16 protein-coding genes, 2 tRNA genes and 1 riboswitch are annotated in these 21,608 nt (G+C 71.9%); of the genes, 5 read left to right on the top strand and 13 right to left on the bottom strand.

Annotation, left to right across the window (positions count from 1 at the left end):
- Window positions 1-34: 34 nt before the first annotated feature.
- The 3 genes from AB0K43_RS18310 to AB0K43_RS18300 form a co-directional block, all read right to left on the bottom strand.
- Window positions 35-2,833 (bottom strand): penicillin acylase family protein, encoded by a 2,799-nt coding sequence (locus AB0K43_RS18310; protein WP_363640862.1) that lies wholly within the window; start codon window positions 2,831-2,833, stop codon window positions 35-37.
- Window positions 2,834-2,942: 109 nt separating this feature from the next.
- Window positions 2,943-3,470 carry a hypothetical protein gene (locus AB0K43_RS18305; protein WP_363640860.1) on the bottom strand — a complete coding sequence of 176 codons (528 nt, stop codon included), beginning with the start codon at window positions 3,468-3,470 and terminating at the stop codon, window positions 2,943-2,945.
- Window positions 3,471-4,098: 628 nt separating this feature from the next.
- On the bottom strand, window positions 4,099-6,753 hold the full coding sequence (locus tag AB0K43_RS18300; RefSeq protein ID WP_363640858.1) for a valine--tRNA ligase: 2,655 nt from the start codon (window positions 6,751-6,753) through the stop codon (window positions 4,099-4,101).
- 185 nt (window positions 6,754-6,938) lie between these two features.
- Between AB0K43_RS18300 and AB0K43_RS18295 the strand changes: the two genes are divergently transcribed.
- A complete protein-coding gene (locus AB0K43_RS18295; protein WP_363640856.1) occupies window positions 6,939-7,808 on the top strand; it encodes a hypothetical protein in 870 nt (289 codons plus the stop codon).
- A gap of 74 nt (window positions 7,809-7,882) precedes the next feature.
- A complete protein-coding gene (locus AB0K43_RS18290) occupies window positions 7,883-8,692 on the top strand; it encodes a hypothetical protein (RefSeq protein ID WP_363640854.1) in 810 nt (269 codons plus the stop codon).
- Window positions 8,693-8,761: 69 nt separating this feature from the next.
- On the opposite strand, the gene clpX is transcribed toward AB0K43_RS18290, so the two are convergent.
- The 5 genes from clpX to AB0K43_RS18265 all read right to left on the bottom strand — a co-directional run bounded on the left by clpX (window position 8,762) and on the right by AB0K43_RS18265 (window position 13,802).
- Window positions 8,762-10,051, bottom strand: a complete 1,290-nt coding sequence (clpX, locus tag AB0K43_RS18285; protein WP_350640740.1) for an ATP-dependent Clp protease ATP-binding subunit ClpX — start codon at window positions 10,049-10,051, stop codon at window positions 8,762-8,764.
- 312 nt (window positions 10,052-10,363) lie between these two features.
- Window positions 10,364-11,023 carry an ATP-dependent Clp protease proteolytic subunit gene (locus AB0K43_RS18280; protein WP_363640852.1) on the bottom strand — a complete coding sequence of 220 codons (660 nt, stop codon included), beginning with the start codon at window positions 11,021-11,023 and terminating at the stop codon, window positions 10,364-10,366.
- A 57-nt stretch (window positions 11,024-11,080) separates the two neighbouring features.
- On the bottom strand, window positions 11,081-11,686 hold the full coding sequence (locus tag AB0K43_RS18275) for an ATP-dependent Clp protease proteolytic subunit (RefSeq protein WP_363640976.1): 606 nt from the start codon (window positions 11,684-11,686) through the stop codon (window positions 11,081-11,083).
- Between the two features lie 306 nt (window positions 11,687-11,992).
- Window positions 11,993-13,390, bottom strand: coding sequence for a trigger factor (gene tig, locus AB0K43_RS18270; RefSeq protein ID WP_363640850.1), 1,398 nt, complete (start codon window positions 13,388-13,390; stop codon window positions 11,993-11,995).
- 338 nt (window positions 13,391-13,728) lie between these two features.
- Window positions 13,729-13,802: transfer RNA gene (locus AB0K43_RS18265), tRNA-Pro, on the bottom strand.
- Window positions 13,803-13,980: 178 nt separating this feature from the next.
- On the opposite strand from AB0K43_RS18265, the gene AB0K43_RS18260 reads away from it, so the two are divergent.
- Window positions 13,981-14,054 (top strand) — tRNA-Gly (locus tag AB0K43_RS18260).
- Window positions 14,055-14,260: 206 nt separating this feature from the next.
- On the opposite strand, the gene AB0K43_RS18255 is transcribed toward AB0K43_RS18260, so the two are convergent.
- Window positions 14,261-15,232: a LysM peptidoglycan-binding domain-containing M23 family metallopeptidase gene (locus tag AB0K43_RS18255; protein ID WP_363640848.1), complete on the bottom strand. Its 972-nt coding sequence runs from the start codon at window positions 15,230-15,232 to the stop codon at window positions 14,261-14,263.
- Window positions 15,233-15,237: 5 nt separating this feature from the next.
- Window positions 15,238-15,431: riboswitch (cyclic di-AMP (ydaO/yuaA leader) on the bottom strand.
- A 479-nt stretch (window positions 15,432-15,910) separates the two neighbouring features.
- Between AB0K43_RS18255 and AB0K43_RS18250 the strand changes: the two genes are divergently transcribed.
- On the top strand, window positions 15,911-16,636 hold the full coding sequence (locus AB0K43_RS18250) for a DUF6348 family protein (protein ID WP_363640846.1): 726 nt from the start codon (window positions 15,911-15,913) through the stop codon (window positions 16,634-16,636).
- Between the two features lie 204 nt (window positions 16,637-16,840).
- Here AB0K43_RS18250 and AB0K43_RS18245 read toward each other — a convergent pair whose 3' ends face one another.
- Both AB0K43_RS18245 and AB0K43_RS18240 read right to left on the bottom strand, forming a co-directional pair.
- Window positions 16,841-17,035, bottom strand: coding sequence for a hypothetical protein (locus AB0K43_RS18245; RefSeq protein ID WP_350640734.1), 195 nt, complete (start codon window positions 17,033-17,035; stop codon window positions 16,841-16,843).
- A 456-nt stretch (window positions 17,036-17,491) separates the two neighbouring features.
- A complete protein-coding gene (locus tag AB0K43_RS18240) occupies window positions 17,492-18,634 on the bottom strand; it encodes a PP2C family protein-serine/threonine phosphatase (protein WP_363640974.1) in 1,143 nt (380 codons plus the stop codon).
- A gap of 324 nt (window positions 18,635-18,958) precedes the next feature.
- Between AB0K43_RS18240 and AB0K43_RS18235 the strand changes: the two genes are divergently transcribed.
- Window positions 18,959-20,239: a GNAT family N-acetyltransferase gene (locus AB0K43_RS18235; protein ID WP_363640844.1), complete on the top strand. Its 1,281-nt coding sequence runs from the start codon at window positions 18,959-18,961 to the stop codon at window positions 20,237-20,239.
- Between the two features lie 51 nt (window positions 20,240-20,290).
- Here the strand turns inward: AB0K43_RS18235 and AB0K43_RS18230 are convergent, their stop codons facing one another.
- Window positions 20,291-20,776, bottom strand: coding sequence for a ribose-5-phosphate isomerase (locus AB0K43_RS18230; protein ID WP_363640842.1), 486 nt, complete (start codon window positions 20,774-20,776; stop codon window positions 20,291-20,293).
- Window positions 20,777-20,874: 98 nt separating this feature from the next.
- Entirely contained in the window at window positions 20,875-21,477 is a 603-nt protein-coding gene (locus tag AB0K43_RS18225; RefSeq protein WP_363640840.1) for a biotin transporter BioY, read from the bottom strand.
- Between the last annotated feature and the right edge of the window lie 131 nt (window positions 21,478-21,608).

The raw sequence follows: 21,608 nt of genomic DNA, 5'->3' as shown, positions 1-21,608 counted from the left end.
AGCCGGCGGCAGGCCGGCCCCGGGCCCCGGTCGTTCAGCGGTGCGTGCGGAACTGGACGACCTGCTGGTAGGTCGGCCGGTTCTGCCAGGTGGTCTTGGCGTCCGTCACCCCGCCGAGCGGGCGCTGGATGACGGTGTCCGCGCACCACTGGTCGCCCGCGGCGCAGTCCGGGTCACCCGGGTAGACCTGGGCCGGGGTCTGCGCGGCCGCCCTCTTCAGGCTGTCCAGCAGCACCGTGCGGCAGGCCGCCAGGTCGCCGCCGCCGCAGAACGGGCGGGCCAGCGGGCCGGCCACCGGCTCGCCCAGGGTCGCCCGCAGGTCCTTGTCCAGGTAGCTCCACCAGCCGTACTGGAAGGCCGACCCCTTGTGCGGGATCGACTCGTTGGCACTGGAGGTGCCGCTGGTCGGGCCGCTCTGGCCGCCCGAGGGCGACTCGTTGATCTGCAACGCGCCGGTGAGGGCGGCGAACAGCGGGTCGCCGAGCCCCGGCCGGAAGACCCCGTCCGCGAGCAGCGGCCACCAGGCGTCCATGGTGCGGATCGCGTCGGCGTCGGCGTAGGCGTGGCTGCCCGCCGAGGTCTCGGTGCGCCGCCCGCCCGCCGCCAGCCAGCTGTCCAGCCGCTGCACGGCGGTGGCGGTGGCCGGGTCGGTGACCGGCCCGCCGTGGATCACCCGCAGCAGCTCGGGCAGCACGTCCTCGGCCCGCAGGTCGGTGGTGGCCGCGCTCTCCATGGCCTGGGTGAGCGAGACCCGGGTGACCTTCGCCGGGCCCCGGACCAGCGCCGCGACCCGGTCGTCCAGCAGGTTGCCCCGGTGCACCGAGCCGTTGCCGAAGCCGGCCGCGGCGAAGGACTTGGCCTGCTTGTTGTTCCAGGAGATGTAGTAGTCCTGGTCGGCCGACTGCGGGTGCTCGGCCGCCGGGGTGTACCGGGCGGTGTTCGCCACCGGGTCGAAGTCCCGCCACTCGTAGGCGGGTTCGGCCATCACCGGCAGCCCGGCGTCGACCCCGGGGGCGCGCACGGGGTTGCTGCCGGAGTTGTAGTAGGCGGTGTGCGCCGCGTCCGCGTAGAACCAGTTGAAGGTGTAGTTGATGCTCTGCGCGGCCTGCTGGAAGCTCGCGGTGTCGTGCACCGCGCCCGGGTCGTTGAGCATCTGGAAGCCGATGATGGAGTCGGCCTCGTGGCGGTAGGTGGAGCGCAGCTCGGTGAACGCCACCGGCTTGCCGCCGACCGTGCCGCGGGCCTGCACCAGCCCGTACCTGGACCGGTACATCACCAGCGTGTAGGAGCCGACCGCGGTGGAGTCCGCGGTGGTGGGGGCCCAGGCGTTCTTGCGCTCCAGCCGCTCCAGCGGCAGGCACTGGCCGTGCCAGAGGTAGGAGTTGGCCGCCGTGGTGACGGGCGATCCGTCGGTGGTGCACAGCGGCACCGCGTAGCTGTCGGTGATGTCCTGGCCGGCCGAGGTGGCGCTCCAGGCGTAGTCCTGGCCGCGGCCGAGCTGGACGTAGAAGCTGAGCCCGGCGAAGGCCGCGCCGCGGGCGCTGATGCCCGGGCCCTGGATCTCCTCCAGCATCAGCAGCTGAGGGGCGAAGTAGCCGGTCTGCGGGCCGAACACGGCGATCGGGTGGCCGTCGTCGGTGTGGCTGCCGGAGACCACCAGGGCGTTGGACATGCCGTGCTTGGCGGTGAGCAGGTTGCCGGGCAGCACCCCCGGGGCCGCGGTGGCGCTCTGGCCGGCCGAGCCGGTGGCGTCGTAGATCAACCGCTCGGGGAGCACCGACCCCGGGTCCGGCAGGGCCAACCCTTGCGGATCGTCCGGCGGCAGCGCGTACGGGAACTGCTCGCCGTTGTGCAGGGTCAGCACGGCCTCGGGGTCGTCGGCCTCGCGCAGCGACTTCCAGACCGCGTCGCCGGCGTCCTTGCCGTACTTCGCCTCGGCGGCCAGCCGGACCTGGGCGGAGGCGAGTTCGCCGCCGCCGCCCGCGCCGAACAGGGCGCCCACCACGGAGGCCAGCGCGACCAGGTCGGTGAGCTTGAAGGGCTCGATCCCGCCCGCGTTGGTGATCGGGTTGATGTGGCCGGTGAGGTCGTACTCGCCGGGGAAGTAGCGACCGTTGTAGGACTCGGTGACGTACTTGTTGATGCCGTCCAGGTACGCCCTGGCGTCGTCCAGGGCCTGCCGGGCGCGGTCTCCCTGGCCCGCGATGGCGTCGATCTGGCTCTGCAGCTCCGCCTCGGTGTACGGGGCGGCCTGCCAGAAGCTCTGCTCCAGCTCGCGGTTGGCCGCCGCGCCGCCGGCGAAACCGGAGAGCTGGCCGCGGCCGACGTGCCGGAACAGGTCCATCAGCCAGAGCCGGTCCTGCGCGGCGGCGTAGCCCGCGCCGAACTCGGTGCCGTACCGGGTGGTGCCGGTGATGTGCGGGGCGCCGGTGGCCTTGTCGCGGACGATGGCCACGTCCGGGCGGGGGCGGGAGGTGCTGGCGACCTGGTCGGCCGGCACCCCGAAGGAGGCGTCGTTGAAGAAGTTGCGCAGGGTGGCCTCGGTCAGCCCGGGGTAGGCGGCGGCCAGGTTGGCGTACGGGCCGAGCTGGTCGTCGGTGTGGGCGGGGCGGGTGCCGAAGACCTTGTTGGCGAGGATGTCGGCGAGGGTGGCGTTGCCGTTCTCGCCGGGCGGCAGGATGTCCAGGCAGCGGCCGCCGCAGTAGTCGTTCGCGGCGGCGGCCGCTGCGGGGGCACGGGTGGGGGTCGGGGCGGCGGCCAGGGTGGCGGCCGCGAGGAGGGCCACCGTGAGGCCGGCGGCCGGGAGCCTGAGCGCGTGGGGGCGTCGATGCATGCCAGCTCCTCCGTCGAAGCTTCAGAAGTCGACGGTAGGACGGTTACTGACCGGTTGCCTAGTGGCGTGCATGCCACTTCTGGCGCGCGCTGACAGATTGTCAACTACGTTACGGGTGCCGGGCCTCGGGCACCTGGGGCGCGGTGCGGCCGCTGTGCCGGCGGCGCAGCTCGGCCGCGATCTCCTCCGCCTCGCCCTCCGGGAGCAGCGGCAGCATCATGGCCACCGCCTGCAGCAGGCCGCCGAGCAGGTACGTGGTGTCCGGCGTGCCCGCCACCAGCGCGCGCACCGTCCCCACGTCCCCGGCGGCCACCGACTCCAGCAGCAGCGCGGCGTCCACCGAGTCCTCGTCCACCACCACCGCCGAGGTGTCCACCGGCGCCCGGCGCACCAGAGCGCGCAACACCCGGTCGCCCACCTCGTGCGCGTAGGCCTTGCGGACCGCCTCGGCCGCGATCCACACCAGCAGGGTGGTCACCTCGCGCTCGGCGTGCTCGGCCAGCAGCCGGTCCAGCTCGCGGTCGAAGGCGAGCTGATTGCCGTGCCGGAAGGCCAACAGCAGCACCGCCGCCCGGGCCTTGACCGCCTCCACCGCCTCCGCGGGCAGTTCGTCGGCCAACTCCGTGGTCACCACCATGCTCGCGCCCTCCCGCCAGTCGCACCGCCCGAATGGGAACGTGGGCAACACCGTACACATCCGAACTGGGAACGTACGGGAACCCGCTCATACGGACCAGCGGAAAACAATCCCAGGGGCTTTGGGGGCGGATCCGTCCGACGCTTTCCGGTGCGTTGCGCCGCGGCCCGCCAAATGCCGTGAATGGCGGCCGAGATCGCCACTCGACCGGGCAACTCCCGCACCACCGGTATCCCCCGAATCCGCCGCGACCACCGCCGTCGGCCGCTCCCTGGGGCCCTCGGGGCGCCGCCGCCCGGATGCGACCGAGTGGTCGGGCAAAGCTCTTCGCACACATCCGTATCGGGCGCGGGCGCCTTCGGAATACCGCCGAACGAGGGATCCAAAGGCCCCGAATACGGCCGGCGGCAGCGCAGTTGCACAGCAGTTGCGCACCCACCGGCAAGCACCGCCGGCAAGCACCCGACCGGGCCCGGGAGCGCCTTTGGGTGGTATTGGCGAAATCGGCAACCCGCGCCCGGACACCGGAAGTTATCGCTGTTTCGCCACCCATTGCGGCGCCCCGCCGAAACGGCCGAGGGCCCGCCACCCGGTGCGGGTGACGGGCCCTCGGCCCCGGCGGAGCCGGTCAGCCCTGCGGCAGCGAGGCCAACTGCGCGGTGATCCGGGCGATGTCGGCCTCGGCGGCCTCCTGGCGGCCGCGGATCTTGGCCACCACGTCGTCCGGCGCCTTGGCGAGGAAACCCTCGTTACCGAGCTTGGCGGTGGTCTGCGCCTTCTCCTTCTCGGCCGCCGCCAGGTCCTTGGCGAGGCGCTTGCGCTCGGCCGCGACGTCGATGGTGCCGGAGAGGTCGAGCGACACCTTGGCGCCGGCCACCGGCAGCGAGGCGGTGGCCGAGAAGCCGGCCTCCGGCTCGGTCAGCCGCAGCAGCGAGCGGATCGCCGCCTCGTGCGGGACGAGGGCGGTACCGGCCAGCTCCAGCTGGGCCGGGACCCGCTGGCCGGGCTTCAGCCCCTGGTCGGAGCGGAACCGGCGGACCTCGGTGACCACCTGCTGCAGGGTGGCGATCTCGGCCTCCGCGGCGGTGTCCCGGAAGCCGCTGTCCTTCGGCCAGTCGGCGACCACCAGCGACTCGGCCCCGGTGAGCGTGGTCCACAGGGTGTCGGTGACGAACGGGACGATCGGGTGCAGCAGGCGCAGCGTCACGTCCAGCACCTCGCCGAGCACCCGGCGCGAGGCGTCGGCCTGCGCGCCACCGGCAGCCAGGGTGGTCTTGGAGAGCTCGACGTACCAGTCGAAGACCTCGTCCCAGGCGAAGTGGAACAGGCCGTCGGACAGCTTGGCGAACTGGTAGTCGTCGTACAGGGCGTCGGCCTCGGCGACGGTCGCGTTCAGCCGCGAGAGGATCCAGCGGTCGGCCGCCGTCAGCTCCTCGGGGGCGGGCAGCGGGCCCTCGACGGTGGCGCCGTTCATCAGGGCGAAGCGGGTGGCGTTCCAGATCTTGTTGCAGAAGTTGCGCGACCCCTGCACCCAGTCCTCGCCGATCGGCACGTCCGCGCCGGGGTTGGCGCCGCGGGCCAGGGTGAAGCGGACGGCGTCGGCCCCGTAGGCGTCCATCCAGTCCAGCGGGTCCACCGCGTTGCCGAAGGACTTGGACATCTTCTTGCCGAACTGGTCGCGGACCAGACCGGTGAGCGCGATGGTGTGGAACGGCGCCCGGCCGTCCATCGCGTACAGGCCGAACATCATCATCCGGGCGACCCAGAAGAAGATGATGTCGTGGCCGGTGAGCAGGACGTCGGTGGCGTAGAACTTCTCCAGGTCCGGGGTCTGCTCCGGCCAGCCCAGGGTGGAGAACGGCCACAGCCCGCTGGAGAACCAGGTGTCCAGCACGTCGGTGTCCTGGGTCCAGCCCTCGCCGGTGGGCGCCTGCTCGTCCGGTCCGACGCAGACGACCTCGCCGTTCGGGCCGTACCAGACCGGGATCCGGTGGCCCCACCAGAGCTGGCGCGAGATGCACCAGTCGTGCATGTTGTCGACCCAGCTGAAGTAGCGGCCCTCCAGCTCCTTGGGGTGGATCTGCACCCGGCCGTCCCGGACGGCGGCGCCGGCCTCGGCGGCCAGCGGGGCGACCTTGACCCACCACTGGAGCGACAGCCGCGGCTCGACCACGGTCTGGCAGCGCGAGCAGTGGCCGACCGCGTGCATGTAGGGGCGCTTCTCGGCGACGATGCGCCCCTCGGCGCGCAGCGCGCCGACCACCGCGGAGCGAGCCTCGAAGCGGTCCAGGCCGAGGAACGGGCCGTGCACGGTGATCACACCGCGCTCGTCCATCACGGTCAGGTTCTCCAGGCCGTGGCGCTGGCCGATGGCGAAGTCGTTGGGGTCGTGGGCCGGCGTCACCTTGACGGCGCCGGTGCCGAACTCCGGGTCGACGTGCTCGTCCGCGACGACCGGGATCCGGCGGTCCGTCAGCGGCAGCGCGATGGTGGTGCCCACCAGGTGCCGGTAGCGCTCGTCGTCCGGGTGGACCGCCACGGCGGTGTCGCCCAGCATGGTCTCGGCCCGGGTGGTGGCGACCACGATGGACTCGTCCCCGTCGCCGTAGCGGATCGAGACCAGCTCGCCGGGCACCTCGTCGTGCTCGACCTCGATGTCGGAGAGCGCGGTCAGGCAGCGCGGGCACCAGTTGATGATGCGCTCGGCGCGGTAGATCAGGCCGTCGTCGAAGAGCTTCTTGAAGATGGTCTGGACGGCCTGGGAGAGGCCCTCGTCCATGGTGAAGCGCTCGCGCGACCAGTCCACGCCGTCGCCGAGCCGGCGCATCTGGCCGAGGATCTTGCCGCCGTACTCCTCCTTCCACTGCCACACCTTCTCGACGAAGGCCTCCCGGCCCAGGTCGTGGCGCGACAGACCGGAGGAGGCGAGCTGCTGCTCGACCTTGTTCTGGGTGGCGATACCGGCGTGGTCCATGCCGGGCAGCCAGAGCGCCTCGTAGCCCTGCATCCGCTTGCGGCGGGTCAGCGCGTCCATCAGCGTGTGCTGGAAGGCGTGCCCGAGGTGCAGCGAACCGGTCACGTTCGGCGGCGGGATGACGATGGTGTACGCGGGCTTGTCGCTCTTGGCGTCGGCGGTGAAGTAACCGCGCTCCACCCAGCGCTCGTACAGCTCGCCCTCTACCTCCGCCGGGGCGTAGGTCGTCGGGAGGGTGGCTGCGTCGTCCCCGGGGGCTGTGTTGAACCCCTTGGGGCTGTCGGGGCGCTGGTTCGTCGTGTCGGTCACGACACACAGTTTACGTAAGAGGGGGGCCCGGTTACGAACCGCGCCGGGCCGGGCCGCCCGGCCGCGGGGCGGGCGGCGTACGGTAGCGTGCCCGAATACTCGTACGCCACAGTCCGCGCGCGTGCCCGCGAACGGGTCACGCCGCAACGAGGCCGCTCCACGAGCGGTGGGGGAGATCGACGCCGATGTACGGCCAGGGCCAGGGTCAGCAGTATCCGCAGGGGCAGCCACCGCAGCCGTACGGGCAGCCACCGTACGGCGCCCCGCAGCCCGGGTACGGCCAGCCGCCGCAGTACGGCGCCCCGGCCCCGCAGCCCGGCTACGGCTACCCCCAGCAGCCCGTCCCGCAGTACGGCGCCCCGCAGCCCGGCTACCCGAACGCGGCGCCGCAGCAGCCCCAGTACGGCGGCGGCTACCCGCAGCCGCCGCGCAAGGGCAACACCGGCCTGGTGGTCGGCCTGGTGATCGGCGCCCTGGTGCTGGTCGGCGGCGGCCTCGTGGCGATGAAGCTGACGGACAAGGGCTCCTCCGACGGCGGCACCGGCGGCAGCGGCGGCGGCAAGGGCTCCACGGCCACCGCCAAGTACAAGCTGAGCGCCCCGGAGAGCCTGCCCGGCGGCTACAGCAAGAAGTCCGGCCAGGACGTGCCGGCCGGCGGCGGCCTCACCAAGGTCGAGGGCTCGCTCTCCGCGATGTACCAGAAGAGCGCCACCGACCTGATCAGTGTCGGCGGCAACTGGGGCACCGTCGACGACCCGGCCGCCGTGATGGCCGCGACCGCGAGCGCGATGAAGATGACCTGGAAGACCCCGCTCGCCGAGGTCGACGCCAAGGACCTCAAGGACCCGGGCGGCAAGATGCAGTGCGGCGTGGCGACCAGCGGCACCAGCGCGAGCTCCATCGACACCCCGCTGTGCATCTGGGCCAACCACTCCACGGTCGGCACGGTGGTGTTCACCAGCATCTCGCTGACCGGCTCCGGCTCCACCCTGTCCGCGGCCCAGGCCGCCGACCGGTCGCGGCAGATCCGTGACGCCATGGTGGTCGCCAAGTAGTCCCCCTCCGGGCCGGCCGCTCACCCGGCCGTCCCGTACGACCCGTCCCCATCCCACAACGGAAGCGATACCCGGTGTCCGAGCAGAACCCCTACGGCGGTCAGCCGCCCGCCCAGCCCTACGGTGCCCCGCCGCCGCCGGCCCAGCCCTACGGCGCCGCCCCGGCGCAGCCGTACGGCGACCCCTCCCAGCCGCAGCAGCCCTGGGGCTCGGTGCCCCCGCAGGGTGGCGCACCGTACCCGGGCTACCCCGGCTACCCCGCCCAGCAGCAGAAGAAGTCCCGCAAGACGCTCTGGATCGTGCTCGGCTGCGTCGGCGGGGCGATCCTGCTCGGCGCCGGCGCGCTCGCCTACGTGGTCTACGACGTGTCGTCAAAGACCGGCACCCACAAGGTGGTCATGCCGGAGACCTTCAAGGGCATGAAGCGCAACACCACCAACCCGCTGGCCGAGCAGATGCAGAGCAGCCTCCAGCAGGAGTTCGGCAAGGGCAAGGACGCCTGGACGCCGACCGCGGTCAGCGCGCTCTACACCGACGAGGCCTCGGACCAGGGCAAGGTCATCATCACCTTCGGTGGTTACGGCAACGTGCTCGCTCCGAACACCCAGGTCAGCGAGTTCTTCGACAGCTTCGAGAAGGGCGCGTCCGGCCAGGGCACCACCTTCAACGGCCGCAGCGACTTCGACCCGGGCCCGCTCGGCGGCAAGCTCACCTGCGAGGTGATGGCGGCCGAGTCGGAGACCGACAGCCTCTGCGTCTGGGCCGACGGCAGCTCGGTGGTCGGCATTCTGACCGGCCAGGCCGACTCCACCGCCAAGCCCGACCTGGCGGCGGCCGCCGCGGACGCCCGTGAGCTGCGCCAGGTGGCCGAGGTCCCGAAGTAGCACCCGGCCCAACGGCGAAGCGGCCCCGCACCGTCCGGTGCGGGGCCGCTGTCGTGCCGGGGCGGGAGGTCAGGCGCTCTTCTCGCGCCGCTCCCGCTTGATCATGTCGCGCGGGACCAGGGTCGGGATGGCGTGCTTGGAGACCACGTCCCCGGTCACGACCACGCGGGCGACGTCCTGACGCGAGGGCACCTCGTACATCACGGACATCAGCACCTCCTCCATGATCGCGCGCAGACCGCGGGCGCCGGTGCCCCGCAGGATCGCCTGGTCGGCGATGGCCTCCAGCGCGTCCCGGGTGAACTCCAGCTCCACGCCGTCGAGTTCGAAGAGCTTGCGGTACTGCTTGACCAGCGCGTTCTTCGGCTCGGTGAGGATCTGCAGCAGCGCCTCACGGTCCAGGTTGTGCACGCTGGTGATGACCGGGAGGCGGCCGATGAACTCGGGGATCATGCCGAACTTGACCAGGTCCTCCGGCATCACCTGACGGAAGTGGTCGCTCGCGTCCTGCTCGCGCTTGGAGCGGATGTTGGCGCCGAAGCCGATGCCCTTGGCGCCCGCGCGGCCCTCGATGATCCGCTCCAGGCCCGCGAAGGCACCGCCCACGATGAACAGCACGTTGGTGGTGTCGATCTGGATGAACTCCTGGTGCGGGTGCTTGCGCCCGCCCTGCGGCGGCACCGAGGCGGTGGTGCCCTCCAGGATCTTCAGCAGCGCCTGCTGCACGCCCTCGCCCGAGACGTCACGGGTGATCGACGGGTTCTCGCTCTTGCGGGCGACCTTGTCGATCTCGTCGATGTAGATGATCCCGGTCTCGGCCTTCTTGACGTCGTAGTCCGCCGCCTGGATCAGCTTGAGCAGGATGTTCTCGACGTCCTCGCCGACGTAGCCGGCCTCGGTCAGCGCCGTGGCGTCCGCGATCGCGAACGGCACGTTCAGCATCCGGGCCAGGGTCTGCGCCAGCAGCGTCTTGCCCGAACCGGTCGGGCCCAGCAGCAGGATGTTGGACTTGGCCAGCTCGATCGCGTCCTCACGACCGGTGCCGCCGCTGCGGCCGCTCTCGCCGGCCTGGACGCGCTTGTAGTGGTTGTAGACCGCGACCGACAGGGCCTTCTTCGCCAGCTCCTGGCCGACCACGTACTGGTCCAGGAACTCGTAGATCTCGCGGGGCTTCGGCAGCTCCTCGAAGCGCACCTCGGAGCTCTCGGCGAGCTCCTCCTCGATGATCTCGTTGCACAGGTCGATGCACTCGTCGCAGATGTACACACCTGGCCCGGCGATCAGCTTCTTCACCTGCTTCTGCGATTTGCCGCAGAACGAGCACTTGAGCAGGTCGCCGCCGTCTCCGATGCGTGCCACGAGGTGCTTCCCCTTCGCCAGGGGCCCCGCGGGGGTTCCGGGGCCTGGTGCTGTGGACCGGCTGCGCCGAACGGCGGCCGGTCTCGCTATCCGACGGTACTCTGCCGCGCCGGAAATTCCGTCGTCTTCGGCAGCTCTGCCCTACGCCCTGGGCGAATTGATACCGAACAGATGCCGTCCTGCGGGCATGGACCCGCACGGCAATTGTGCCGGGTCCGCGGCCCGACCGGAACGGCTCGGGGCGGGGCGCAAGGTCACATCCCGTACGAAGGGATGCGCCCGCGACCCGCCCCGGAGCCGCCGGTGCGTCCGTCAGTCGGTCAGCGAGGTCTTGCGGGTCGAGATGATCTGGTCGATCAGCCCGTACTCCAGCGCCTCCTCGGCGGTGAGGATCTTGTCCCGCTCGATGTCGTCGCGGACCTGCTCGACCGGCTTCTTGGAGTGCTTGGCCAGCATCTCCTCCAGCTGCTCGCGCATCCGGAAGATCTCCTTGGCCTGGATCTCCAGGTCCGACACCTGGCCGCGGCCGGTCTCGGTGTAGGGCTGGTGGATCAGGATCCGGGCGTTCGGCAGCGCCATCCGCTTGCCCGGGGTGCCGGCCGCCAGCAGCACGGCGGCGGCCGAGGCGGCCTGGCCCATGCAGACGGTGGTGATGTCGGGCTTCACGTACTGCATCGTGTCGTAGATGGCCGTCAGGGCCGTGAACGAGCCGCCGGGCGAGTTGATGTACATCTGGATCTCGCGATCCGGGTCCATCGACTCCAGGCACAGCAGCTGGGCCATGATGTCGTTGGCCGAGACGTCGTCCACCTGGGAGCCGAGGAAGATGATGCGCTCCTCGAACAGCTTGGCGTACGGGTCGTACTCGCGGATGCCCTGCGAGGTGCGCTCGACGAAGCGCGGGACGATGTAACGGCCCTCGGCGCGGGCACCGTAGTACTCACCGCGCGGCATGTTGGGGGTGGTGTTCATGGGTTGGTCTGTCCTCCGACGAAGCGTGCGGTCTGGGTGTCCGATGACGGGCGGCGCTCAGGCGCCCGTGCCGCCGCCGCCGGGAACGTCCGCGGCGCTGTGCATGATCTGGTCGATCAGGCCGTACTCCTTGGCCTCCTCCGGCGTGAACCAGCGGTCCCGGTCGGAGTCCGCGGTGACCCGGTCGAAGGACTGGCCGCTGTGGTGCGCGATCAGCTCGGACATCCGCTTCTTGGTGCGCAGCAGCTGCTCCGCCTGGATCCGGATGTCGGTGGCGGAGCCGCCGAGGCCGGCCGAGGGCTGGTGCATCAGGATGTTGGCGTTGGGCAGCGAGAAGCGCTTGCCCTTGGCGCCGGCCGTCAGCAGGAACTGGCCCATCGAGGCCGCCATGCCCATCGCGATCGTGACCACGTCGTTCTTGATGTACTGCATGGTGTCGTAGATCGCCATGCCGGCCGTGATCGAGCCGCCCGGGGAGTTGATGTAGAGGTAGATGTCCTTCTCGGGGTCGGCCGCCAGCAGCAGAAGCTGGGCCGTGATCTTGTTGGCGATGTCGTCGTCGACCTGCTGGCCGAGGAAGATGATCCGCTCGTTGAGCAGCCGGTTGTAGACCTGGTCGCCCAGGCCGCCGAGCACGTCACCAGCGGCGGCGTGCGGCGCCATCAGGCCAGGCATCTGCATCTGCGGGAACGTCACTTAGCCACCTGCTCAGTCGATCTGCTTGTGTGTCGCTGTCTATGGACCCTAACGCCCGGGCGGGGCCGCAGAATCCCCCACGCAGAACTGTTCGCTGTGAGCGCAGGGTCCGGTGGTGCCAACGGACAGCGAACGGAAGCGGACGGCCCGGGGGCGCCGGCGGCCGGACGGCGGGCAGGCCGAGGTGCCGGACGGCAGTGGGCCCGGACACCGTGCGGTGTCCGGGCCCACTACCACCTGTCAATCAGGCGTCACGCTGAGGTCGGTCGGGGCTCAGGCCTCGGTCGACTCGGCGGCAGCCTCGGTCTCGGTGCCGGCCTCGGCCTGCTCCGCGGACTCCTCGGTCTCGTCGTCCTCGAAGGAGACGACCTCGCCGTTGGTGTCCTTGACCGCGGCGCCCTCGACCACCAGGGCCAGCGCCTTGCCGCGGGCGACCTCGCCGACCAGCAGCGGGACCTGGTTGCCCTGGACGACCTGCTGGGCGAACTGGTCCGGGGTGAGGCCCGAACCGGCGGCGCGGCGGATCAGGTGCTCGGTGAGCTCCTCCTGGTTGACCCCGAGCTCCTCCTTCGCCACGATCTCGTCCAGCACGAACTGGGTCTTGATGCCCTTCTTGGCCTGCTCCTCGGTCTCCGCCAGGAAGTCCTCGAGGGACTTGTCCTGGGTGGCGAGGTAGGTCTCCAGGTTCAGACCCATGGGCTCCAGCTGGTGGTGCTCCAGGTTGTGGCGACGGGTCTCGATCTCGTCCTTGAGGAGCTTCTCCGGGTAGTCCATCTCGACGAGCCCGAGCAGCTCGTCCAGGACCTTCTCCTGGGCCTGGGTGGCCTGGTCGAACTCCTTCATGCGCTCAAGGCGCTTGCGGGAGTCCGCACGCAGCTCCTCCAGGGTGTCGAACTCGCTCGCCAGCTGGGCGAACTCGTCGTCCAGCTCCGGGAGCTCCTTCTCCTGGACGGCGGTCACGGTGACGGTGACCTCCGAGTCCTTACCGGCCTGGGTGCCACCCTTGAGGGTGGTGGTGAAGGTCTTGGTCTCACCGGCGGACAGGCCGATGACGGCCTCGTCGATGCCGTCCAGCAGGCGGCCGGAGCCGATCTCGTAGCTCACGCCGGTCGCGGTGCCGTCCTCCGGCACCTCGCCGTCGACCTTGGCCTCGAGGTCCACGACCACGACGTCCTCGGCGCCCGCGGCGCGCTCGACGTCCTTGACCGAGGAGAAGCGCTCACGCAGCTGCTCCAGCGACTTCTCGATGTCCTCGTCGGAGACGACGACCGGGTCGACGACCACGCTGATCGAGGAGAAGTCCGGGAGAGCGATCTCCGGGCGGACGTCGACCTCGGCGGTGAACTTGAGGCCACCCCCGTCGGCGAGCTTCTCGACACCCTCGATGTCGGTGATGTCGGGCTGACCGAGAACCTCGATCTTGCCCTCGTCCACGGCCTGCGTGTAGAAGCGCGGCAGCGCGTCGTTCACGGCCTCCTCGAGCACCGCGGCACGGCCGAAGCGCTGGTCGATCACCTTGTTCGGGATCTTGCCCTTACGGAAGCCCGGGACGGTGACCTGCTGGTTGATCTTCTTGTACGCCGCGTCGAGGCTGGGCTTGAGCTCCTCGAAGGGCACCTCGACGGTGAGTCGAACCCGGGTCGGGTTCAGAGTCTCGACGGCGCTCTTCACGGTTAGGTCTCCTAGGGGCTTGCGGTCTGGTTGTCTCCGCCGACCCGGTACGGCCGGGAACGGCCGAGCGAGCTGGCGAGACGGGCGATGGGCGGTTGGAGCTGCATCTCCCGTATTGGGGTGGACGGTGAGCGTGACTCCTCGCCCTCGGGCGGCTGACCTGCGAGCATGCCACAGGTACTACCGCCAGCAGCCCATCCTACCGGTACCGCGAAAGCCCGACGCCAGGGCGCTGCCGCGGGCCCCCGCCGGAGCACCGGGCGGGCCGGTCCGCGCACGGCCGGCCGGACGACGAAACAGGGCCCCGTCCACCGGACGAGACCCTGCCGCACACGATGTCGGGGTGACCGGATTCGAACCGACGGCCTTCCGCTCCCAAAGCGGACGCGCTACCAAACTGCGCCACACCCCGTAGTGCCGAGAGGAAGAGTACACGGCGGCCTCCCTCGGCCCGGCGCATTATCAACCCCCCGCCGGAGCGAAAGCGACGTGCGCTCCACCGCCCCGACCAGGTACGCTAGCCCCGTCCTCCCGGCCGCACCCCGGCCGAGGGGTCGCGTACAGTCGGACGTACCGTCAACTGCACGCAGGCGGGTGTAGCTCAATGGTAGAGCCCCAGTCTTCCAAACTGGTCACGCGAGTTCGATTCTCGTCACCCGCTCCACCACCTCGGCCCCTGGTCGGCGATCAACTCGCCGGGCAGGGGCCGCAGTCGTTTTCGGGGGCCGGTGGGCCGGCCTCGGCCGGGGGCCCGTGCGGGCGTCTTGAGGTGACAGCCGGTGTCTGCGGGCATGCCGCAGGCCCGGCCCGGGACTTGGGGTCCTGGGTCGGGCCTGCGGCAGGTGTGGCGGTGGGCGTCGATCCCGAGGATCAGACCTTGACGCCGTGGGCGGCCAGGTAGGCCACCGGGTCGATGTCGGAGCCGTACGCCGGGCCGGTGCGGACCTCGAAGTGCAGGTGCGGGCCGGTGACGTTGCCGGTGGCACCGGAGAGGCCGATCTGCTGGCCGGCGGTGACGGTCTGGCCGACCGACACGCCGATCGAGGACAGGTGGGCGTACTCCGAGTACTTGCCGTCGGCGTGCTTGATGACGACCTCGTTGCCGTAGGCGCCGCCGTTGCCGGCCGAGACCACGGTGCCGGCCGCGATGGACTTCACCGAGGTGCCGGTGCCCACCACGAAGTCGACACCGGTGTGGTAGCCGGAGGACCAGTTGGAGCCGGCCTGGTGGTACGGGGTACCGAGCGGGCCGTTGACCGGGGCGACGTAACCCGAGGTGGCGGGGGCCACGGCCGGGGCGGACGCGGCGGGCGCCTCGGTCTTGGGGGCGGCCGGCTTCGGGGCAGCCGGCTTGGGGGCGGCCGGCTTCGGGGTCTCGGCCTTGGGGGCCTGGGTGACCGGGGCACGGTGCTCGGAGCGCGAGGCCTTCGCGGCCGGGGCCTCGGACTTCGGGGCGGCGGCCGGGGCGGCCTGCTGGCCACCGACGGTCAGCTTCTGGCCCGGGAAGATCAGGTTCGGGTTGCCCCCGACGACCTGGCGGTTGTCCTGGTACAGCTTCTGCCAGCCACCGTCGACGTGCTCGGCGGCGGCGATCTTGGACAGGGTGTCGCCGTGGACCACCTGGTAGGTGTGGTCGGCAGGAGCCTGCGCGGCAGCCGGGGCGGCCGGGGCGGCGGCCTGCTCGGCCGAGGCGGAGACGGTGCCCTGGGCGTCGGCGGAGGTGCCGTGGGCCGAGGCGGCGGTGGCCGGAAGCGCGACGGCAGCGGTGACCACACCGGTGGCGACGGCAATTCGGGTCAGACGGGACAGACGGGGACGACGGTGCTTGCCCTTACCGGACATTGAGCGGTTCCTCTCCGACGCCTACGAGGTGAGCTGTCGGGTTCGGACGGGAGATCGCCCGGCCGTGAAAAAGACACGGCTTCACCCCAAGCCGCACCGGAATTCCGGAAACGGCACTTACCTTGGGTCCCCCGCTCCTGCCGTGCACGGATGGTGTGCGTCGACCCCGGGCAGCGGCAGGACTCGGCGTTCCACCCGGTGGCCCCACCCGGCGTTTGCCGGGCAGGTCACGAAGCAAAACCCATGAGGCGTGTACGGAGCAAGTGACGGTGCGTAAGGAACTAAAGGGACATAAGATCAACAGGGACGAAGGTCACGCTCCGCTGTGGCCACAGGGCCCACCGCAGCCGAATTCCTCACCCCTGGTGAATGCACGGCCGCAGGTCGTCACCGATATCGCATTCCGTGGCCGAGAATTCACCCACGGGCACGAAAACCCCCGCCTTCCGTGACTCCGGTCACCCCCGCGGGGGCCGCGCCGACCGCCGAGGCCGGCCGGAACGCCCCACCGGACGGGTGCGAGACCCGGCGCCGACGGCCGCGCGCGGGTTTCCCGGGAGCGGGCGGCGGCCGATAGCCTCAGCCCTGTTCGATTCCACCCCACCGCTTCGAGCTAGGAGCCGGCCTGTGGGCCCGCAGCACCGACTGGACGTCATACAGCGCAGCGTGATCCGCGAAATGGCGCGTTTCGGGCAGGGGTTCACCGTCGACGGCGAGCTGCTGCGGGGGCCGGGCAGCACCGCCGTCGCGGTCCGCGAGCACCCGGGTGACGGCGGTGCCGGCCATGTCGACCTCGGCTATGTGCTGCAACTGGGCCGCGCCGACGGGCCGGTGGTCTGGGACTGCGCGGCCGGGCTCGGGCGGACCGAGGAGGAGCAGCTCGACAACGCCGTCCGGATGTGGGCGACCACCACTGCCACCGCCGTGGTCGAACTGCTCGACCGCCGGGGCGAGCACGGCGACCACTACCGGTCGGTGGAGCTGCCTGGCTGGCACGCGGTGCAGGGGCCGGCCGCCGTGTTCGGCTTCGGTTCAGGGGAGTTGGCCAACTGGCTGGCAGCCCATCAGCCGCTCGCGGCGCTCGCCGAGCCACTGCGCCCGGAGCTGACCGGGCCGCAGGTGAACGGGGTCAAGCTGTTCCTGGGCGGCCGGGCGGGCGAGGACGTCGCGGAGGTCCGGGTGAACGGTGTGGTCTGCGACCGCGCCTCGGCCGCGCTCCGCGCGCTGGACTGGCCCCGCGGCGAACGGCTGTGCTGGGCAAGGCTGTTCATCCTGCTGGTGGCCGAGGTCGCCGAGCAGCCGGCCGAGCCGCCGAAGCCCGCCGGGGTGCCCGCGCCGACCGTCACGGCCCGGCGGCCGGGGCTGCTGGCCCGGCTGCGCCGGCCGAAGCCGCAGCGCCGCTAGCCCCCGCGGCATCGCCGGCTCCCGCAACACCACCGGCCCCACGAGCATCCGCAGTACCGATACCACAGGCAATACCGCCACCACCCGCAGCACCAGCAGCACCCGCTGCCCGCCCGAGGACGGGCCGCGGTCGGCCGCACGCGGGCAGGGCGAAGCGCCGGGCGGCACCGGCGCCGACCGGCTCGACAGCGGACCCGGGAGGACTCAGCCCGCGACGGAGGAGATCGTCGAGGCCAGCTGGGTGAGGAAGTCCTGGATCGGTTTGGCCGCCGTGGACTGGCTCACCATGAAGCCGAACAGCGCCGCGATGATCGCGTGGCTGGTCTTCAGCTGCTTGTTACGGATGAAGATGACGACGATGATGCCGAACAGCACCAGCGCGGACACGGAGAAGGCCACCCGGACTCACTTCCTCATTTCATGGCGGGTTCAAGACGGAACCGGACGGTCCCTGGCGGACAGGCCGTCCCGCCGCGACCGGAGCGCCACAGGGGCACCCGAGGTCGCCAGACGACAGCCGCGTGGCGCACGATTCGCCCCCCATCCCCCGAGTCTCGACCAGCCCACCCGGACTCAGTGTGGTCGCTCGTGCGGACTCCGTAAAGGACTTGTCGGAAGCCTAGGAGCAAGATCCCGCGATGTGGGACGAATTTCCGCCGTCCGAGACCATAGCGGAGGCCTTCTGACGGTGCGTCGACGGGCTCCCCGCCACCCGCGCGGGGCAGGGCCCCGGGGCGGCAAACCGGCAGGCCGCCCGCACTGTGATCCACTGCGGCGGCGCGGATGCCGGGAATGGCCGAAGATCACCACTCGCGGTTGACAGCGCGGGGCCGCCGCCCACCGGGCGGACGGGCGTCAGCGCCGCCAGAGCAGCAGCACGGCCCGGTCGTCGTTGACGTCCTTGGCGACCGACTCGATCAGCCGGCCGGCCACTCCCCGGCTGCCGCTGCCGAACTGGGCACCGGCCACCAGCCGGTCGGCCTCGCCCATCAGCCGGTCCATCCCCTCGGTCAGGTCGCGGCCCGGCACCTCGACCATGCCATCGGTGCACAGCAGCAGCACGTCGCCGTGGGCGAGCCGGCCCCGCACGCCGTCGAACTTGGCCCCGTCGTAGACGCCGAGCAGCGGACCCTCCGCCTCCTGGACCTCCCAGCGGCCGGCGCCCGCCAGCCGCTGCATGCCCGGCAGGTGGCCGGCCGAGAGCAGCTCGTACTCGCCGGTGTCCAGGTCCAGCACCAGGTGGACGGCGGTGGCGAAGCCCTCCTCCCAGTCCTGGCGGAGCAGGTAGCCGTTGGCGGCGGGCAGGAACTCGTGTGCCGGCAGCGAGCCCAGCAGGCCGCCGAAGGCGCCGGAGAGCAGCAGGGCCCGCGAGCCGGCGTCCATCCCCTTGCCGGAGACGTCGGCCAGGACGGCCTCCAGGACCCGGCGCCCGGGGCCGGTGCGGGCCGCCACCACGAAGTCCCCGGAGAAGGACTGGCCGCCGGCCGGGCGCAGCGCCATGTCGGCGTGCCAGCCCTCGGGCAGGGCCGGGATCCGGCCCTGGACCCGGATCCGCTCGCGCAGGTCGAAGAGCATCGAGCCGCCGCCGCGCCAGGGCACCCCGACCCGGCTGCGGAACTGGGCGACCAGCAGCCCGGCCACCCCGACCGCGCCGACCACCAGGGCCGCACCGGGGGTGACCCCGTAGACGTACTCCTCGGGGTGGTCGCTGGCGACCCGCTCGCCGGTGTGGATCAGTGACTCGGTGGAGAGGCCGAGGGCGGCGGCGCCGTACAGCAGGACCAGGGTGCCGGGCCGCAGCAGCATGGCACCGGCCAGGATCGGCAGCACCAGTGCGGTCGGCGGGACCCAGGCGGGGATCCAGACGTTGAGCAGCACCAGCAGGGGGATGGCGAGCAGGAAGGCGGTGAAGGCGAGCCAGTCGGCGCCGTCCCCGCGGAAGTAGTCGACACCGGCCCGGCGGATGCGGCGGCGGGTGCGGTAGAGCTTGGCGCGCAGCAGCGCCGCGGCGGGCTCCGCGGCCGTAGCGGCCGGGCCCGTCGCAGTCGTCTGGGGCGGTGCGCCCGGCTCTCTGCCAGCCATGGGGTCCGACCTTATCCACCGGTCGTGCCCGGCGTCGACGGGGTGGGGCGGCTCGGCCGTCGTGTTCCGCCGCGGGCCGGGTGGGTTTCGGCCGCACGGCGGGGCCGGTCCGCGGGCCTGGGCGCCGTTTCCGGGAGCGTGCGGGAGGCCGGTACGCGCCGCCCGCCGCGCGAGCGGTTTCGACCGGACATGTCGCAAAAGTCGGTCGCGCTCGCACGGACGAGCTGATAGCTGTGGCGTATGACTGCCGACCCGTCCGCACCGCGGACCCCGGATTCACCGCAGCCCCTGACCGTCCGGCCGCTGGCCGCCGCGGAGTGGGACACCTGGTACCGCGGGCTGGAGATCGCCTTCGGCGGGGAACAGGAGCAGCCGGAGGAGCGCGCGCTCTGGCACGAACTGACCGAGATCGACCGTTCACTGGCGATCTGCGACGGCGAACAGATCGTCGGCGGCGGCAGTGCGTTCAGTTTCCGGATGGCGGTCCCAGGTGGGGCGGTGCTGCCGGCCGCGGGCGTCACCATGGTCGGCGTGCTGCCGACGCACCGCCGGCGCGGGGCACTGACCGCGCTGATGCGCCGCCAGCTCCACGAGGTCCGGGCCCGGGGCGAGGCGTTGGCCGTGCTCACCGCCTCGGAGCCGGCCATCTACGGGCGGTTCGGCTACGGGCTGGGCAGCTGGCGGATGGCGGTCACGGTGCCGAGCGCCAGGATCAGCCTCCCCGCGCTGCCCGGCCCGGCGCTCCGGCTGCGGCTCGCCGACCCGGCGGCGGCCGGGCCGGACTGCGAGCGGCTGTACGCGGCCCTGGTGCCGGGGCGGCCCGGGATGCTGGAGCGCCGGCCGGGCTGGGAGAAGCTCCCGCTGCTCGACGCCCTCGGTGCCCGCGAGGGCGCGTCACCGCTGCAGTGCGTGCTGGCCGAGGAGCGCGACAGCGGCCGGCTGGTGGGCTACGCGCGCTACGCGGTCAAGGGCGAGTGGGTCCGCGACATCGCGGCCGGTACCGTCCGGGTGCGCGACATCGAGGCGCTCTCCCCTCAGGCGTACGCGGCGCTCTGGTCGTACCTGCTGGAGCTGGACCTCACGGAGCAGGTCCACGCGGGCAACCGGCCGGTCGACGACCCGCTGCTGTTCCTGGTCTCGGATCCGCGCCGGCTGGAGCCGCGGGTGGGTGACTCGCTCTTCGTCCGGCTGGTCGACGTGGCCGCGGCGCTCGCCGGGCGCGGCTACCCGGGCCCGGTGGACCTGGTGCTGGAGCTGACCGACGGCTTCTGCCCGTGGAACGCGGGGCGCTGGCGGCTGCGCAGCGACGGCCCGGGCAAGGGGGCGAGCTGTGATCGGACCGAGCGGCCGGCCGAACTGGCGCTGGACGTCCGGGCGCTGGGCTCGGCCTATCTCGGTGGGGTGACGCTGGCCGCGCTCGGGGCGGCCGGGCAGGTCCGCGAGGTGCGCGACGGCGCGCTGGCCGAGGCTTCGCGGGCGTTCGCCTCGGACCTGGCCCCCTGGCTGCCGCACGGGTTCTGACGGCCCGTGCGGCAGGGGTCGAGGGTGGGGTGGTGCCGGGGGTGGAGCGGATCAGCCCTGGGGGTGGTGGGCCGGGATCGGCGGGAGCTCGCCGGTGGTCTCGTACTCGCTCAGCATCTCGATCCGGCGGGTGTGCCGGGCCTCGCCGCTGTACGGGGTGTTGAGGAAGATCTCGACGAACTTGGTGGCCTCGTCGACGGTGTGCATCCGGCCGCCGACGCTGATCACGTTGGCGTTGTTGTGCTCCCGGCCCAGGGCGGCGGTCTGCTCGCTCCAGGCCAGCGCCGCACGGACGCCCTTGACCTTGTTGGCCGCGATCGCCTCGCCGTTGCCGGAGCCGCCGATCACGACGCCCAGGGCCTCGGGGTCGGCGGCGGTGCGCTCGGCGGCGCGCAGGCAGAACGGCGGGTAGTCGTCCTCCGCGTCGTAGATGTGCGGCCCGCAGTCGACCGGCTCATGGCCGGCCTCCTTGAGCCACTCGACAAGGTGGTTCTTGAGTTCGTATCCGGCATGGTCGGAGCCCAGGTACACGCGCATGGGTATGAGTGTGGCATGCAGGTGCGGCTGGTCCCGGCAGCGGGCCCGGCAGCGGGCCCGAAGCCTGCGGCCTGGCGACCGGTGCCGGGTGCCGGAGATCAGCGCCGGCCGAGCAGCTTCCAGGTGAGCGGGAGCGCGCCCATCGCCAGCGCGGCCTTCAGCGCGTCGCCCACCAGGTAGGGGTAGAGGCCGAGTTCGGCGGCGCGGGAGAGCGGCAGGTGCAGCGCGGCGGCGAGGTAGGGGACGCCGACGGCGTAGATCGCCAGGTTGCCCAGGACCATCGCGGCGGCGGTGCGCAGCGGGCTGCGGTCGGCGCCCCGGCGGGCGAGCGCGCCGGTCAGGCCGGCCGCGAGCACGAAGCCGAGCACGTAGCCCAGGCTGGGCATGGCCCAGCCGGAGGTGCCGTCGGCGAACCAGGGCAGGCCGGCCAGGCCGGCGAGCAGGTAGAGGCCGAGCGAGGCGATCCCGCGGCGGGCACCGAGCGCGGTGCCGACCAGCAGGGCGGCGAAGGTCTGGCCGGTGACCGGGACCGGCGAGCCGGGCACGTTGACCGAGAGCTGCGCGGCCAGGCCGGTGAACGCGGCGCCGCCGGCCACCAGGGCGAGTTCGCGGGCCTGGGCTCCCAGGCGGGTGGCCGCGCGCGGCAGCAGGTCGGCGAGGACGACGGCGGACGGGGCGGAGGTGGCGGTGGCGGTGGCCATGGGCTGGTTCTTCCGTTCGGACACGTCGGGGCGGGTGAACAGTTGTGAACCTATGCTCCGGACGGCCGGTGCGGGGGCGTCGGCATCCGACAAACCGTCAGGGCCGCACTTGTCGGATCCGACCTGATTCG

It is taken from the genome of Kitasatospora sp. NPDC049258, assembly GCF_040678895.1.
Taxonomy (GTDB): domain Bacteria; phylum Actinomycetota; class Actinomycetes; order Streptomycetales; family Streptomycetaceae; genus Kitasatospora.
Note: the sequence above shows the minus strand (reverse complement) of the source record. Positions and strands in the feature narration are given on the sequence as shown.

What these genes read in the sequence shown, in the direction of transcription:
- AB0K43_RS18255 (WP_363640848.1), bottom strand. Translation starts at nt 15,232, where the DNA reads ATGTCCGGTAAGGGCAAGCACCGTCGTCCCCGTCTGTCCCGTCTGACC.
- AB0K43_RS18230 (WP_363640842.1), bottom strand. Translation starts at nt 20,776, where the DNA reads ATGCGCGTGTACCTGGGCTCCGACCATGCCGGATACGAACTCAAGAAC.
- AB0K43_RS18275 (WP_363640976.1), bottom strand. Translation starts at nt 11,686, where the DNA reads ATGGCGCCGCACGCCGCCGCTGGTGACGTGCTCGGCGGCCTGGGCGAC.
- AB0K43_RS18305 (WP_363640860.1), bottom strand. Translation starts at nt 3,470, where the DNA reads ATGGTGGTGACCACGGAGTTGGCCGACGAACTGCCCGCGGAGGCGGTG.
- AB0K43_RS18235 (WP_363640844.1), top strand. Translation starts at nt 18,959, where the DNA reads ATGACTGCCGACCCGTCCGCACCGCGGACCCCGGATTCACCGCAGCCC.
- AB0K43_RS18310 (WP_363640862.1), bottom strand. Translation starts at nt 2,833, where the DNA reads ATGCATCGACGCCCCCACGCGCTCAGGCTCCCGGCCGCCGGCCTCACG.
- AB0K43_RS18250 (WP_363640846.1), top strand. Translation starts at nt 15,911, where the DNA reads ATGGCGCGTTTCGGGCAGGGGTTCACCGTCGACGGCGAGCTGCTGCGG.
- AB0K43_RS18225 (WP_363640840.1), bottom strand. Translation starts at nt 21,477, where the DNA reads ATGGCCACCGCCACCGCCACCTCCGCCCCGTCCGCCGTCGTCCTCGCC.
- AB0K43_RS18295 (WP_363640856.1), top strand. Translation starts at nt 6,939, where the DNA reads ATGTACGGCCAGGGCCAGGGTCAGCAGTATCCGCAGGGGCAGCCACCG.
- AB0K43_RS18280 (WP_363640852.1), bottom strand. Translation starts at nt 11,023, where the DNA reads ATGAACACCACCCCCAACATGCCGCGCGGTGAGTACTACGGTGCCCGC.